The organism is Enterobacter sp. SES19, from assembly GCF_011765665.1.
In the GTDB taxonomy this organism is placed as follows: domain Bacteria; phylum Pseudomonadota; class Gammaproteobacteria; order Enterobacterales; family Enterobacteriaceae; genus Enterobacter; species Enterobacter pseudoroggenkampii.
The window spans coordinates 2,576,958-2,592,104 of the sequence record NZ_CP050320.1 but is presented as its reverse complement, the minus strand read 5'-3'; the positions used below and the strand labels follow the sequence as shown (position 1 = coordinate 2,592,104).

The window sequence follows — 15,147 nt, the reverse complement described above, 5'->3', positions numbered from 1 at the left end:
AAGCCGTACGGTGCGGCGCATTTGCGCGGTCTACGTTTAATAAGGGAGATATTTTTACGGCACGGCTGCCGCTAAATTTCATTGCGACAGGAGTAACTCTTATGAGCAAAAATTTTGCCCGCAGCAGCCTGTGTGCGCTCGGCATGACTATCATGACAGCGCAAGCCGCAGAACCCCCCAAGGCCATTGGCGATGGGGAAGGTCGACTGGATATTATCGCCTGGCCGGGATACATCGAGCGGGGACAGACGGATAAAAACTACGACTGGGTCACCCAGTTTGAAAAAGAGACCGGGTGTGCGGTCAACGTCAAAACGGCGGCCACGTCGGATGAAATGGTCAGCCTGATGGCGAAGGGGGGATACGATCTGGTCACCGCCTCGGGTGACGCCTCCCTGCGGCTGATCATGGGCAAACGCGTCCAGCCGATTAACCCGGATCTTATTCCCAACTGGAAAACCCTCGACGAACGGATTGTGAAAGGAGAATGGTTTAACGTCGGGGGCAAGGTCTACGGCACGCCGTACCAGTGGGGGCCAAACCTGTTGATGTACAACACCAAAACCTTCCCGACGCCGCCGGACAGCTGGAGCGTGGTCTTTACTAAACAGGATCTGCCTGACGGTAAAACCAATCAGGGACGCGTACAGGCGTATGACGGCCCGATTTATATCGCCGATGCGGCGCTGTTCGTCAAAGCCACGCAGCCGCAGCTGGGTATCAAAGACCCGTACCAGCTCACCGAAGCACAGTATGCCGCCGTGCTTAAGGTGCTTCGCGACCAGCATGCCCTGATCCACCGCTACTGGCACGACACCACCGTCCAGATGAGCGACTTCAAAAATGAAGGCGTCGTGGCCTCCAGCGCCTGGCCGTATCAGGCGAATGCTCTGAAGGCCGAGAACCAGCCCATTGCCACCGTCTTCCCGAAAGAGGGGGTGACAGGCTGGGCGGACACCACCATGCTCCACGCGCAGGCTAAACACCCGATGTGCGCCTACAAATGGATGAACTGGTCGCTGACGCCGAAAGTGCAGGGCGATCTGGCTGCATGGTTTGGTTCCTTGCCTGTGGTTCCGGAAGGGTGTAAAGCCAGCACGCTGCTGGGCGATAAAGGCTGCGAAACAAACGGTTATAATGAGTTCGACAAAATCATGTTCTGGAAAACCCCCATCGCAGAAGGCGGCAAATTTGTCCCTTACAGCCGCTGGACGCAGGATTACATCGCCATCATGGGCGGTCGTTAATTGCCCGGGAGCAGAACATGACGTACGCGGTCGAGTTTAATAATGTTTCCCGCCTGTACGGCGACGTACGGGCGGTGGATGGGGTCACCATTGCGATTCGTGACGGAGAGTTTTTCTCCATGCTGGGGCCTTCGGGCTCCGGCAAAACCACCTGCCTGCGCCTGATAGCCGGTTTTGAACAGCTGTCAGGCGGGACGATCTCTATCTTCGGCAAAGAGGCGAGCGAGCTGCCTCCCTGGGAGCGGGATGTAAACACCGTGTTTCAGGACTATGCGCTGTTCCCGCATATGTCGATCCTCGACAATGTTGCCTACGGGCTGATGGTCAAAGGCGTCGACAAGAAAAAACGCCATGCCCAGGCCCGTGATGCCCTGGAAAAAGTGGGCCTCAGCTTTGCCGTTGCCCGCAAACCATCGCAACTTTCCGGTGGCCAGCGTCAGCGTGTCGCCATTGCCCGCGCGCTGGTGAATGAACCGCGCGTCCTGCTGCTGGACGAGCCTTTAGGGGCGCTCGATCTCAAGCTGCGGGAACAGATGCAGTTCGAGCTGAAGAAGCTTCAGCAGGAACTCGGTATCACCTTTATTTTTGTCACCCACGATCAGGGCGAGGCCCTTTCCATGTCAGATCGGGTGGCGGTGTTCAATAACGGGCGCATCGAGCAGGTAGATACCCCGCGCGATCTCTACATGCGTCCGCGCACGCCGTTTGTTGCCGGTTTTGTCGGCACCTCTAACGTCTTCGATGCGGGCCTTGCGCAGAAAATATGCGGCATGGAAGGCAGCTATTCCCTGCGCCCGGAACATATTCGCCTTAATGAGGGCGGAGACGTTCAGGTTCAGGGCGTCGTGCAGGCCGTTCAGTATCAGGGGGCGGCCACGCGTCTGGAGCTAAAGCTCGCCGATGGTGCCAAACTGCTGGTGAGCCAGGCTAATCTCAGTGAAACCTCGTCGCTGAGCGGCATTGCGCCGGGGCAGGCGGTCATGGCGTCATGGTCACGCGAGGCGATGATTCGCCTGCACGAGGAGAGGTGAAATGGATATGAGTGTCGCGCATCCTCCCGCCTCGCGCGGCCGCTTAAGCCGCATGACCGCACTGTTCTGGCGCAAGCCGTCGCTCGGCCTGTTCCTGCTTCTGCTCGCGCCGCTGATGTGGTTTGGCATCGTCTATTTAGGATCGCTGCTGACGCTGCTGTGGCAGGGGTTTTACACCTTTGACGATTTCACCATGGCCGTCACGCCGGACCTGACCCTGGCGAACATTCTGGCGCTCTTCAACCCGGCAAACTACGACATCATCCTGCGCACGTTAACGATGGCGATTGCGGTGACCATTGCCAGCGCTATCCTGGCATTCCCGATGGCGTGGTACATGGCACGATACACCCGCGGCAAGTGGAAAGCGTTTTTCTATATCGCCGTGATGCTGCCAATGTGGGCGAGCTACATCGTCAAAGCCTATGCCTGGACGCTGCTGCTGGCGAAGGACGGGGTAGCGCAGTGGTTTCTTAGTCATATGGGGCTGGAGCCGATCCTGACCTCACTCCTTACGCTCCCGTCAATTGGCGGCAACACCTTGTCCACCTCCGGGCTGGGACGGTTTCTGGTCTTCGTCTATATCTGGCTGCCGTTTATGATCCTGCCGGTTCAGGCGGCGCTGGAACGCCTGCCGGCCTCGCTGCTGCAGGCCTCAGCCGACCTTGGCGCGCGTCCTCGCCAGACTTTTCGCTATGTCGTTCTGCCGCTGGCCATTCCGGGCATTGCGGCGGGCTCAATCTTCACCTTTTCTCTGACGCTGGGAGATTTCATCGTTCCGCAGCTGGTGGGGCCGCCGGGCTACTTCATCGGTAACATGGTCTACTCGCAGCAGGGTGCCATTGGCAACATGCCCATGGCCGCCGCGTTCACGCTGGTGCCCATCGTGCTGATTTCTCTTTATCTGGCGTTCGTGAAACGTCTGGGAGCATTCGATGCACTCTGAACGCGCACCGCTGTTCCTGAAAGTGGCAGCGTGGGGAGGCGTCATCTTCCTGCACTTCCCGCTGCTGATTATCGCGACCTACGCCTTCAACACCGAAGACGCTGCCTTCAGCTTTCCGCCGCAGGGGCTGACGCTGAAGTGGTTTAGCGTGGCGGCGGGGCGCGGCGATATTATTGAATCCGTGACGTTGTCACTTCAAATTGCGGCGCTATCTACCGCAATTGCCCTTGTGCTTGGCACGCTTGCTGCAGCGGCGCTGTGGCGAAGCGAGTTTTTTGGCAAGAATGCGATTTCGCTGTTGCTGCTGTTGCCGATTGCATTACCGGGGATCATCACCGGCCTGGCGCTGCTGACGGCCTTCAAAACGATCAACCTTGAACCGGGGTTTTTCACCATCGTGGTCGGACACGCCACCTTTTGCGTGGTAGTGGTGTTTAACAACGTGATTGCCCGATTCAGACGCACCTCCTGGAGCCTGGTGGAAGCGTCGATGGATCTCGGGGCCGACGGATGGCAAACCTTCCGCTATGTGGTGCTGCCCAATCTGGGTTCCGCGCTGCTGGCCGGGGGAATGCTGGCGTTTGCCCTGTCGTTTGACGAGATCATCGTCACGACGTTTACCGCGGGACACGAGCGCACGTTACCGCTGTGGTTGCTCAATCAGCTCGGGCGTCCACGCGACGTGCCGGTCACCAACGTCGTTGCTCTGCTGGTGATGCTGGTGACAACTCTCCCCATTCTGGGAGCCTGGTGGCTCACCCGCGACGGCGAGAACATCGCTGGTGGCGGGAAATAACTTCGATTTAAACAGGACAACGCTATGCAAAACCAACTGCTGATTAATGGTCAACTGATTACTGGCGAAGGGGAAAAGCAGCCGGTTTACAATCCCGCCACCGGAGAAGTGCTGCTGGACATCGCTGAAGCCTCTGCCGCGCAGGTCGATGCTGCCGTTCGGGCTGCCGATCGTGCCTTTATCGAGTGGGGGCAAACCACCCCGAAAGCCCGTGCAGAGTGCTTACTGAAACTGGCTGACGCCATCGAAGAACATGCCGACACTTTCGCGAAGCTGGAATCCCTCAACTGCGGCAAGCCGCTGCACTGCGCTCTGGGTGATGAAATTCCGGCGGTGGTGGACGTTTTCCGCTTCTTTGCCGGGGCGGCCCGCTGCCTGAACGGCCTGGCAGCGGGGGAATACCTTGAAGGACACACCTCGATGATTCGCCGTGACCCGGTGGGCGTGGTCGCCTCTATTGCACCATGGAACTATCCGCTGATGATGGCGGCGTGGAAGCTCGCGCCCGCGCTGGCGGCAGGAAACTGCGTGGTGATTAAGCCCTCAGAGATCACCCCGCTGACCGCGCTGAAGCTGGGAGAACTGGCAAAAGATATCTTCCCCGCAGGCGTTCTGAACGTGCTGTTTGGGCGGGGGAAAACGGTCGGCGATCCGCTGACCGGGCATGAAAAAGTCCGCATGGTTTCGCTGACCGGTTCGATTGCGACCGGGGAACATATCATCGGCCATACGGCGTCCTCCATTAAACGCACCCACATGGAGCTGGGCGGTAAAGCGCCGGTTATTGTCTTTGATGATGCCGACCTGGATGCGGTTGTCGAAGGGGTGCGGACGTTTGGTTTCTACAATGCCGGACAGGACTGTACGGCGGCCTGTCGTATTTATGCCCAGAAAGGCATTTATGCCGCGCTGGTGGAAAAGCTGGGCGCAGCGGTCGCCAGCCTTAAAATGGGTGCACCGGAGGATGCCTCTACCGAACTAGGACCTCTCAGCTCGGCCGCCCATCTTTCTCGCGTCTGTCAGGCCGTCGATGACGCGAAAGCGCTCGGCCATATCCGCGTTGTAACTGGCGGGAGCAAAAAAGAGGGGGCAGGCTACTACTTCCAGCCAACCCTGCTGGCGGGGGCAAAACAGGACGATGCCATCGTTCAGCGCGAGGTGTTTGGCCCGGTGGTGAGCGTCACCGAGTTTGACGATGAGGCGCAGGTGCTGGCCTGGGCGAACGATTCGCAGTATGGACTGGCGTCATCGGTCTGGACCAAAGACGTGGGCCGCGCTCATCGCCTGAGCGCGCGCCTGCAGTACGGCTGCACCTGGGTGAATACCCATTTTATGCTGGTGAGCGAAATGCCGCACGGCGGCATGAAATTATCCGGCTACGGCAAAGATATGTCGGTCTACGGGCTTGAGGATTATACGGTCGTGCGGCATGTGATGATCAAACACTAATCCGCTCAGCCTGGTCGCATTTGCGGCCAGGCGCTCTCCTTGCCCGCCACATGTGTTACGTAAGATACTCAATTGTTATTAGCCATAATTTTTAAGTGGTTATTCTGTAACGAAAAAACTTGATCTGTGTCAACATATGACGCATATTGCGTGCGGTTATTTTTTCGGCTCTGGTATACAGAATGACGTTGTATCAAAAGATGTTGGTTTTTTACGCAATCATGGCTTCCATCTGTGCATTAATTACCTGGTTCCTCTCCAAAGACCGCAAACGTATCCGCCTGCTCAGCGCTTTTCTGGTGGGGTCAACCTGGCCAATGAGCTTTCCCGTTGCGCTGCTGGTCTCGCTTTTCTAAAGCACGCTTCCAGTTTTAAAAGATGAACATAGCATTTCTGATGTGATAACTGTATAAATACACAGTGCATCATAAAGGGAGTGCTTATGAACAGTTTTTACTCGCAGCAGGCTGGTTGCACCGTACGCTGGCACGACTTGCCCGGTACCGGCGATCCCGTGGTGTTCATTCACGGGCTGGGCTGCGCCTCTTCCTATGAATATCCCCGCGTCGTTCGTGACCCGCTGTTTGGCGAACGCAGAGCGATTCTCATCGACTTGCCAGGCAGCGGCTACAGCGATAAGCCTCTGCACTACAGCTATAAAACCACTGACCAGGCCCACGTCGTCGCGGAACTGATTGACCATCTTGAACTGGATTCCTTCTGGTTATACGGCCACAGCATGGGCGGCAGTATTGCTATCGAAACGGCGGGGCTGCTGGCAACGCGCGTGAAGGGACTGATGGTGTCAGAGCCCAATTTTCACGCGGGTGGGGGCATGTTCAGCCGGTCTATAGCAGCGCAAACCGAGCAACAGTTTCTGGAGCAAGGTTATGACGCCATGCTCAGCGCAGAAAAAACAGCGTGGGCAGGGTGCCTGCAGAGCAATGCCGCTTATGCCGTCTGGCGCGGTGCATCCAGCCTGGTGGCGGGCGTTGAACCGGAATGGGAAGCGCAGTTTCTGTCACTTCCTTGCCCGGTGACGCTGATTTTCGGTGAGCTATCTCTGCCGGATGACGATGTGGAAAATCTAGAGCAGAAGGGTGTTGAGGTAAAAATTATCCCTGCGGCGGGGCATTCAATGTCGTGGGAAAACCCGTCTGCGCTGGCACAGACGTTAGCTGAGTGTATGACGGTGTGATCGTTGTGCAATTTATTATCGTTGCAAAATGTAGGCCGGGTAAGCGCAGCGCCACCCGGCATGAAGGGCGGCTACTTTATTAAAGCCTGTAGTGCCTGACGTGCGTCAGGCTGAACATCATGCGGATGCTGGTAATCAATGTTCTCTATCGCGCGGCTATAGAGGGCGACCAGCCAGTCGTAAACGTACGCGGTGGCCGCATGCACAGGCTGTTCTCCCAGGCGCGTCAGACGAGGCTCGGCGCTACTGACCACTGGCGTGACGAAGATGGCCTGGCCCTTGCGGATGCGGCTTGCCGGACGCGTCGCCACGGGCGTCTGGTCGTAACCCAGCCAGCCAATGAAATTGCCCATCACGGCATGCAGTTGCGCAGCGCTACTTTTATCCGCTTCGACGATACGCTGAAGCTGTTGAGGCAGATCAAGCCGGTAGCTGGTGGTCACCAGCACATCCGCGATTTGCTGTAACACCGCAGGTTCCAGCCCCAGACGGGCGGCCGCGGCCTCATTGCGGCTCCACTGGCGCAGATGATTTATCCAGACTCTGTGCGCCAGTCGCGCTTTGTCTTTTGTCTGGAACAGGCCGTTGCTTTCCTGTGCATTCTCGGCAAACAGGTCAATGGTGTCCGTAAACAACCCGTTCACCTGCTCCTCGCGAGGCTGCTGAACGGCGAGCAGCGTTTCAAAGGCCTTCAGCGGCGGCAGCAGGCCTTCAAGCAGTTCGCCGTGGCGGGCGGCGCTGCTTTGCAGCGTGCGCACCATGTTTTCAGCCTGAGCACGTCTTGTCCCCGGCTCCTCAACCAGCGGCGTCAGATAGCTTTGCATCAGCGATGAGAGCTCCTGTCGCAGCAGGCCTTTCAGCGTGCTGAGGCGCTTCTGTCGCTGCGCGGGCAGCGTGGCCTGAGACAGCCACTCGATGACGCGCTGCATGCTGTGGCTGTCCAGGGCCTGCAGCGTGCCCCAGCGTAAGCCCGGCTTACCGAGCAGATGCTGTACGGCTTCGTCGAGGTTCTGCCGGGTAGTAAAGCGGGCGTCATGCGGGGTGATCGCCCACACCAGACCTGGAAGGGCAGACTCTTCAGCAGGCTGCGTCTCCTTCACCCAGTTCATTAACACTTTTGCTTTTTTAGCCGTCTGTTCGTGCTGCGCCGTCGCGTTACAAATCACCAGCACATCAGGCTGAAGCTGTTGACGGTAATGCTCGAGCAGCCACTGGGATTTCGCCTGGCGTAGCGGGTCGGCACGGTTATCTTCAAAAACCGGAATATCAATAATATCGACGTTATCCAGCGCGCCGTTCTCAACCGGCAACACCAGCTCGCGGGTCAGGAAGGCCAGCACATCGACGGGGGTACTGATGGCGTTAAGCATTTCACCGCTATTCAGCGGATGAAGCAGCGTCTCCTGCGCGTCCTGAAGGTCTAACGTGCCGTCGTGCGTCAGGAATCCTTCACCCGGCAGCCCAAAGCTGTCCACCAGCAGGCTAAGCGGGGCAGCAAGATCGCTGACATGGCTGGTCTGGTGCAGCACGTGGGCCAGTTTTAACCACTGCTGGGTCAACTCCTGCTGCTCGCCCCACAGCAGGGACCAGACGCTGGCCCGCGTGCTGAGATCGAGCGATGGCACCAGCTGGGCAAACTCATACCAGAGGGCATCATCAATTTGCTGTTTCGCTGCGGGTACGGTGCTTTGCCAGAAGCGGGCAATCGCTCCCACCTCCTGAGCAGTGATACCGGGCACGCCCTGCGGCTGGCGCAGCCCGCGCCATTTCTCCAGACGTGTCTCAATGACCGCCTTATCCACTGCGCGCATCTGCGGGTGCAGGGTCGTGCGGGCAATAAACAGCTGTACCAGCTCGGCCTCGGTGACCAGACGCAGACGCAGCGGGAACGCCTCATCAGCCACCTCCGGGGTTTCCCGGGTGAAGCGGACGGCCATGTTGGTCAGGGCATGTCCCGGATTGATATGCGAAAAATAGTCAAAGGTGCGCTGGCCTGGCGTTACGTTAAGGCGTCCATTGCCGCTGCCGCACAGAGACAGCAGCAGGTGCGCTTTCGCGCTCTGCGAATGACCGTAAAGCCCAATGCTGCTCTGGCGAGTCATGGCGCGTTCAATGGCCTGCTCCCGCGCCTGCACCGCGTTGATGCGAGCAAGCAGGGCGTCAGCATCGTTATCCAGCACTGGGGCGTTCAGGCGCGTCTCATTAATCCACCCGATTAAGGCCTGAGTGGTGGTCGTGGTCGCTGTCATTTCAGGTATACGCTCCCGCTGTCGATCCAGTAGTGGCTGCCGCTGTGTCGGCGGTCGGCCAAAGTATTCAGTTTGAAGGTTAGTGCGTCAGGCGCAACCGGCGTGCCGTCCTGCAGCCAGGCATCGCTCAGCTCGAAGGCCTCCGGGCCTTCCTGCTTGCTGCCGCCGCAGAGTTTCAGCCGCACGTTCAGCACGCCGTCACCGGCAATGGCTTTGGCCAGTTCAGCCGAGTTAATGCTGAGCGTGTAGAGCGGCGTGGCAGGCCAGCGCGCGTTCGCCAGTTGGCGGAAGCCGAGGGTGACGTTACCGCGCAGCGGGAAGTGCAGACGCGCGTCAAGCTTAGCGCCGGGCTTATCGAGATCGATATCCTGATACCAGACGTTTTCCTCGCGCAGGGTATTGACGGTGTTATCCAGCACGCCGAGATAGCGCACGGTGGAATACGCGCCAATGTCCGCGGCTTTAAAGTTGAAGCGCGGCAGACGCAGATCGAGCGCCAGGCTGCAGAGCATGGCGCCCACCGCGGCTGTCGATTTAGGGTTGCCAATGCGCCCCTGCTGGCTGAACGGATACCACTCGTGCACCTGGTATTTATCCAGCCAGACGATGCGATTGACCGGCACCGGCTGCAGGTGGCGAATGAGCGCCTGAACCCCAGGCAGGCAGCCGGGGCGTCCGGTGATCAGCAGAATATCGCAGCTGTAATGGGAAATCGCCTCACACACCGCGTGGAGCGGGGAGGCCAGCGTAAACTGCCCAGCCAGCATCGCATCCTGCATTTCGCGGAAGTTCACATGCAGCGGCACCGCGAACAGATCGAAAGCGTCTGAACCCGCAGGCAGGGCATGATCGATCGCCTGCTGCAGGTAATTCATCACGTTGCGGGTCGGCTTCTGAGGCAGCAGATCGCCAAAGGTGGCATGCAGACCGGCCAGCGGATCGTCAACGTCGCTGGATTCCCATCCGGCAAGAATGGCATGGCCAATTGGCATAAAGAGCTGCAGCGCCGTTTGCTGACGCAGCACGGCCTGGGTATCAATGCGCCCGGAGTCACCGAACAGCGAGGCCATCAGCAGCGAGGCATCCGCGATACCGGATTTCTGCAGCTGCGTTTGCAGAGCGGGCAATACGTAGCGCTGAATCACGTCCAGAAGCGTATCGTCACCCGCGACCTTAAAGCCTTCACGGAACAGCAGCTGCGGGGTGATTTTGACGTTATTGCCGGAACCGTCGTCCAGTTGGTAATGGGTGATCGCCATATCCGTTGTCCCGCCGCCAATGTCGATGGACGCGACGCGCAGCGCGCGTCCCGGCTGGCTACCCGGCTCAGGCTCACGGTCCGGGCGGGCCAGGGAGGCGAAGAAGGCTTCGGTCTGACCGCCAAAGCGGGAGATGGCTTCGTTATACAGCCAGACCAGCTGACCGCAGCTGGCTTCATCCCACTCCATCTGGATTTCAGGTACCGGCACCACGCTTTTTTCCTGCTGTTTGCGGGTGACAAAATCCTCATCCTGCGGGTGCCAGCCCATCGCTTTCCAGACGATGGCGATGGCTTCAAACATGCGGCGACGGAAAATCTCGCGCTCCTGCTTTGGCATGGCCGAGGGCAGAGTCAGGATCAGGGTGCGCAGCTGGCGCGGCGACGCCGGGAAGCCCAGACGCAAGCGTGTGGCGACGCTATTGATCTGTCCCAGCGCCTGCGCCAGCAGCTCGCACAGCATGTGCGTCATCAGGGTGCTGCGGCTGTACTGCGGCGAGAAGACCGGCAGGCGCTCGTCCTGCGGCAGCGTGAAGAGCGGCTCGCCGTCATCGTTCATCAGGTTCATCAGCGGGAATGCGGTGGCAAGCGGTTCACGCTGGGTTTTGCTGTTCATCTGGCTAAAGCGCCAGTCCTGCACGACCGGGGTTTCATCCCACAGGTAGCGACGCGGGCTGGAGATACCGCTGTTGCCTTCGGTTCCCAGACGCTGCATCGCCAGTTTGCGGGCTTCATCACCGACCCGCACAATCGACGGCCAGACAAAGGCATCTTCGCGACCGCTTTCAACCGAGAAGTGCTGCTTGCCAAAACGCGCTTCCGAAAACTCGAGACGGCTGGTGAACAGCGGCTCGTTCAGGAATTGCGGCTCGCTGAGCGAGCGAACCTGCAGCTCGGCGGTCTGGCGCAGCCCATCGTTCGCATCGCCGTGGTCTTCAATAATGACGCCGCAGGTGTGGGTATTACCCACGTCGAGGATCAGGTCAACCGGAATGGCTGGCGTGCTGAGCGTATGGGTAACAAATTTCACTTCCGGCACGGTGAGCTGTTCACCGAGCATGGTCAGCACGTTGAGCCAGTGGGCCTGATACTCAAATCCGCGCATCGCCTGCTGGAGATCGCGTTCTGAGCGGTTTTCAACGCCGTCGGCATACTGGGTAAAGGCCTCGCGCAGCCAGCCGTCAATCCAGGTCTGATCGAGGAAACTTTCTACCTCGTTATCGCGCCAGGCCAGCGCGAAACGGGTCCCGTTGAGAATATCGTTTTCAACCGGGGACAGGGCGGACGTGGCGTGTTCAGCAATCTGGCTGTCAAGGGCGAGCGTGACGCGGTGCGTATTGCCTGCCGTATCGGGCGTATCAAGCCTGCGCACCTGAACGCGTGCCCAGTTATCCGGCCCCTCAACAAAGGTTCGCGGTGGGTTAAAGCGCAGGAACGGAACCGGAAGCCAGACGCCGTCCAGCACCGTCAGAGACTGATGCAGCGGGATGGTGGTTTCCGGTTTGACCACTTCAGGCTGCCCGCCGTTCGTTCCCGGCAGGGTATAGCGACCGTTGACCAGGTCGAAATCGAGGCGCAACAGCGGGCCGTTCGCGGTTTTACGTACGAAGCGCCCGTTGCTGGCGGTGTCCTGCGGTGTCAGACCGAAATCAAGGAACTGCACGCCGCTGTTGGCAATAAGCGTGACGCTTTGTTTATAGTCGCAAAGATTAACCAGCATAGGATCAGGCACCTGCTTTCTTGAACGTCAGTGGGACGACGGTGTTGGCATCATAACGGGCGCGACATTCCGCGATATCGCTGGTGCCGGCTTTACAGGCAACCTCCGGCATCGGGTAGCGGGAACCGTCGGTGCAGCGGGCGGTTCCGCGACTTTTAATCATCAGCTCGCCATTGCTGTGCAGCCCGGAGAAGACCTCCGCACGGCAGACCACGTTATCGCCATGGACAACCCGGGCGAAACCTTTGTTGTTCTGGATCTGATAGCGCATTGATGGCGGCTTGCCGGTAACCGGATCTTTCACGTCGAGAACCGCACGCCAGGTGCCATTCAGGAAACGCGTCGATCCCGCTTTTACCTGATTCGCTTCCATCACCATGGCGTCTTTCGGGATGGCGACAATCACCACCGGAGCGGCTGTTTGTGCAGGCGCCGGAACTACTTCTTTTTCTTTGCTGGCCACGACCTCCGCCTGATGCAGCGGTAATTTCATCGCCAGTGGCTCAACCGCTTTGATCGGTTTTGGCGCAATCTCGACGGGCTCTGGTGCAGGCGCTGGAGCGGGCTCAGCGGAAGGCGACTGTTTTGGCCACAGCAGTGGAGCGGCAATGGCGGCGACGATCACGGCGGCAACCGGCAGCGTCCACAGGGGGACGCGGCGCTTTTTCGCGACAATCGCCGGGGGCGTTTCCTGAACGACTTGCGCCACGACCGGGGCCGGTTCAGGCTCATACAGATCTTCCGGCGTAATGCGCACCACCGTGGAAGGGGCGATCAGCGGCTCGTCAGCCTGTTCAAAGGTCACCAGCGGTTCTGGCTCAGGTTCCGGTTCAGGATCTTCAATGACAACGGGAGCAGGCTCAGGGACCAGCGATTCACGCAGGCAGTCGAGGACATCGTCACGCGCACTCTCGTTCAGGTTTACAAACCCCCAGAAGCTGATGACCGGCTTTCCGTCTACCAGGAAGAGGAAGTTTTCACCCGGGAACTGAAACGCCTTCGACAGCAGAGAACCAAAAAGCTGCTGCGCGGTTTTGGGCGACTGCAGGCATTTCTTGCTCAACGACTCGACGCTGGCGAGCGTGTTTTCCAGATAGCGCAGGGCGCGATAACGGTCATCTTCATCGGCCGCTTTCCAGCTGGTTACGCTCCCTTCGACAGGGGAATACCAGTCCACGCGGTCACCGCTGTCGTTGACCTGAGGAATTGCCAGACAGTCGACGATGGCCTGTTGTTTGCGCAACCGGAGCGCTTCCCGGATTTGTAACGCTGATTCGAAAACGGCTTGTCCGCCGCCGCCAACGGCCTGAAAGTCATCCAGATTACCGCTGCGTAAAAGAGTTTTTGCCACGATTTGATCCCATATACTTCTTCACACCGTTACTTTAACGAAACGAGGAAGCAAACAAACGGAGGAAGAGACGCTAAAAGCGCCGATTTCTTGCGGCATAGAAAGTGACGGTTGTGCTTGACGAATAATGGCCCTTAAGGCAAATCACCTTTTTGGACGCTGGCGGTTAAAACAGCAAAAAACGCGGCTTTAGAATAACCTGATAGTGTTTCGTTATTTGCCAGGTCAAAACGCCTGTGCTGTTATTACTGTCCTATATAATAAAACTGTCAGGGTTATAACCATGTCTACAGGGAAAACACTGCTCGCCCTTGCGCTGAGCGCGCTGTTACCAGCCGGTGCCGCATGGGCGGCAAACAACGACACGCTTATTTACTGTTCTGAAGCGTCCCCCGAGTCCTTCAACCCGCAAATCGCCAGCTCTGGCCCATCTTTTGTGGCCAGCTCTCAGGTACTGTACAACCGCCTGATCAATTTCGACCCGGTGAAAAACACTCCGGTGCCGTCGCTGGCGGAGTCCTGGACGATTTCACCGGACGGCAAGACCTATACCTTTACCCTGCGTAAAGGGGTGAAGTTCAACAGCAACAAATACTTCAAACCGACGCGCGACTTTAATGCCGATGACGTTATTTTCTCGGTCATGCGTCAGAAAGACCCTAAACACCCGTACCACAACGTGTCGCAGGGCAACTACGAATACTTTAACGATGTGGGTCTCGATAAGCTGATCCAGGACGTTAAAAAGGTCGATGATTACCACGTTCAGTTCACCCTGAGCGAGCCCAACGCCGCGTTCCTGGCCGACTGGGGGATGGATTTCGCCTCGATTCTCTCCGCTGAATACGCCGACGCGATGCTGAAAAAAGGCACGCCTGAAAACGTAGACACCTGGCCGATTGGTACCGGGCCTTACGTGCTGCAGCAGTACAAAGTGGATTCGCTGATCCGCTACGTTGCGAACCCGAACTACTGGGAAGGTGAAGTGCCGACGAAGCATCTCATCTTCTCCATTACGCCAAACGTGGAAACCCGTCTGGCGAAGCTGCAGACCAACGAGTGCCAGATTATTCCTGCGCCGTCCCCGGTTCAGTTTGACGCCATCAAGAACAACAAAGACCTGACGCTGCACTCGGTCGATGCGCTTAACGTCGGTTATCTGGCGTTTAACACCGAGAAAAAGCCGTTTGATAACGTGCTGGTGCGTCAGGCGCTTAACTATGCGACCGACAAGAAGGCCATCGTTAATGCGGTCTTTATGGGATCGGGCGCGGTGGCAAAATCGCCGATCCCGCCAAATATGCTGGGCTTCAATAAAGACCTGAAGGACTACAGCTACGATCCTGAAAAAGCGAAAGCCCTGCTGAAGCAGGCGGGCCTGGAGAAGGGCGCGGAAGTCACGCTGTGGTCAATGCCGGTTCAGCGTCCGTATAACCCGAACTCGCGTCGTATTGCGGAGATGATCCAGAGCGACTGGGCCAAAGTTGGCGTGAAGGCCAAAATTGTCTCCTACGAGTGGGGCGAATATCTCTCCGGAATGCGTAAAGGTGAACATGACTCCGCGCTGTTTGGCTGGATGTCCGACAACGGCGACCCGGACAACTTTGCCGACGTGCTGCTCGGCTGCAACAGCATTAAAACCGGCTCAAACGCCGCGCGCTGGTGCGATAAGGGGTATGATTCCCTGGTACAAAAAGCGAAGCTGACCAGCAGCCCGGCCGAGCGCGCGAAGCTCTATAGCCAGGCGCAGGAGATTTTCTACCAGCAGGCGCCGTGGATCGCGCTGGCCAACGGGAAAACGTTCTACGCGACCCGCAGCAACGTGACCGGGTACAGCGTAAGCCTGATGGGCAGCGATTTCTCGAAAGCGAAGCTGAACTGATCGTGTGCCCGGTGGCGCTG

11 protein-coding genes are annotated in these 15,147 nt (G+C 58.3%); 8 read left to right on the top strand and 3 right to left on the bottom strand.

Features of this window, described 5'->3' with window-relative positions; translation table 11 throughout:
* Positions 1–101: 101 nt before the first annotated feature.
* From ydcS to GXP72_RS12250, 7 genes are all read left to right on the top strand, one after another.
* A complete protein-coding gene (gene ydcS / locus GXP72_RS12280; protein ID WP_024907240.1) occupies positions 102–1,247 on the top strand; it encodes a putative ABC transporter substrate-binding protein YdcS in 1,146 nt (381 codons plus the stop codon).
* Positions 1,248–1,264: 17 nt separating this feature from the next.
* Complete coding sequence (locus GXP72_RS12275; RefSeq protein ID WP_090416751.1) at positions 1,265–2,278, top strand: ABC transporter ATP-binding protein; 1,014 nt, start codon at positions 1,265–1,267, stop codon at positions 2,276–2,278.
* 1 nt (position 2,279) lies between these two features.
* Entirely contained in the window at positions 2,280–3,224 is a 945-nt protein-coding gene (locus tag GXP72_RS12270; RefSeq protein WP_061715038.1) for an ABC transporter permease, read from the top strand.
* Positions 3,214–4,020, top strand: a complete 807-nt coding sequence (locus GXP72_RS12265) for an ABC transporter permease (protein WP_024907243.1) — start codon at positions 3,214–3,216, stop codon at positions 4,018–4,020. Before GXP72_RS12270 ends, GXP72_RS12265 begins: the two co-directional genes overlap by 11 nt.
* Positions 4,021–4,044: 24 nt before the next feature.
* Positions 4,045–5,469 (top strand): aminobutyraldehyde dehydrogenase, encoded by a 1,425-nt coding sequence (gene patD / locus GXP72_RS12260; RefSeq protein WP_208762924.1) that lies wholly within the window; start codon positions 4,045–4,047, stop codon positions 5,467–5,469.
* Positions 5,470–5,651: 182 nt separating this feature from the next.
* The gene (locus GXP72_RS12255) at positions 5,652–5,825 is read left to right on the top strand and encodes a GhoT/OrtT family toxin (RefSeq protein WP_013096478.1); all 174 of its coding nucleotides are present in this window, start codon (positions 5,652–5,654) and stop codon (positions 5,823–5,825) included.
* A gap of 86 nt (positions 5,826–5,911) precedes the next feature.
* Positions 5,912–6,667 (top strand): alpha/beta hydrolase, encoded by a 756-nt coding sequence (locus GXP72_RS12250; RefSeq protein ID WP_208762923.1) that lies wholly within the window; start codon positions 5,912–5,914, stop codon positions 6,665–6,667.
* 71 nt (positions 6,668–6,738) lie between these two features.
* Here GXP72_RS12250 and GXP72_RS12245 read toward each other — a convergent pair whose 3' ends face one another.
* From GXP72_RS12245 to GXP72_RS12235, 3 genes are read right to left on the bottom strand one after another with little or no spacing between them, the layout of a single operon-like run.
* Positions 6,739–8,916, bottom strand: a complete 2,178-nt coding sequence (locus tag GXP72_RS12245) for a virulence factor SrfC family protein (protein WP_208762922.1) — start codon at positions 8,914–8,916, stop codon at positions 6,739–6,741.
* Complete coding sequence (locus tag GXP72_RS12240; RefSeq protein WP_048991988.1) at positions 8,913–11,894, bottom strand: virulence factor SrfB; 2,982 nt, start codon at positions 11,892–11,894, stop codon at positions 8,913–8,915. The genes GXP72_RS12245 and GXP72_RS12240 overlap by 4 nt, the downstream gene beginning before the upstream one ends.
* A gap of 4 nt (positions 11,895–11,898) precedes the next feature.
* A complete protein-coding gene (locus GXP72_RS12235) occupies positions 11,899–13,245 on the bottom strand; it encodes an SrfA family protein (RefSeq protein WP_208762921.1) in 1,347 nt (448 codons plus the stop codon).
* A 283-nt stretch (positions 13,246–13,528) separates the two neighbouring features.
* Between GXP72_RS12235 and GXP72_RS12230 the strand changes: the two genes are divergently transcribed.
* Complete coding sequence (locus tag GXP72_RS12230) at positions 13,529–15,127, top strand: ABC transporter substrate-binding protein (RefSeq protein WP_090416762.1); 1,599 nt, start codon at positions 13,529–13,531, stop codon at positions 15,125–15,127.
* Positions 15,128–15,147 lie beyond the last annotated feature (20 nt).

Bases quoted from the DNA above. Each gene is read 5' to 3' on its own strand.
- ydcS (WP_024907240.1), top strand. From the start codon at position 102: ATGAGCAAAAATTTTGCCCGCAGCAGCCTGTGTGCGCTCGGCATGACT.
- GXP72_RS12275 (WP_090416751.1), top strand. From the start codon at position 1,265: ATGACGTACGCGGTCGAGTTTAATAATGTTTCCCGCCTGTACGGCGAC.
- GXP72_RS12270 (WP_061715038.1), top strand. From the start codon at position 2,280: ATGGATATGAGTGTCGCGCATCCTCCCGCCTCGCGCGGCCGCTTAAGC.
- GXP72_RS12265 (WP_024907243.1), top strand. From the start codon at position 3,214: ATGCACTCTGAACGCGCACCGCTGTTCCTGAAAGTGGCAGCGTGGGGA.
- patD (WP_208762924.1), top strand. From the start codon at position 4,045: ATGCAAAACCAACTGCTGATTAATGGTCAACTGATTACTGGCGAAGGG.
- GXP72_RS12255 (WP_013096478.1), top strand. From the start codon at position 5,652: ATGACGTTGTATCAAAAGATGTTGGTTTTTTACGCAATCATGGCTTCC.
- GXP72_RS12250 (WP_208762923.1), top strand. From the start codon at position 5,912: ATGAACAGTTTTTACTCGCAGCAGGCTGGTTGCACCGTACGCTGGCAC.
- GXP72_RS12245 (WP_208762922.1), bottom strand. From the start codon at position 8,916: ATGACAGCGACCACGACCACCACTCAGGCCTTAATCGGGTGGATTAAT.
- GXP72_RS12240 (WP_048991988.1), bottom strand. From the start codon at position 11,894: ATGCTGGTTAATCTTTGCGACTATAAACAAAGCGTCACGCTTATTGCC.
- GXP72_RS12230 (WP_090416762.1), top strand. From the start codon at position 13,529: ATGTCTACAGGGAAAACACTGCTCGCCCTTGCGCTGAGCGCGCTGTTA.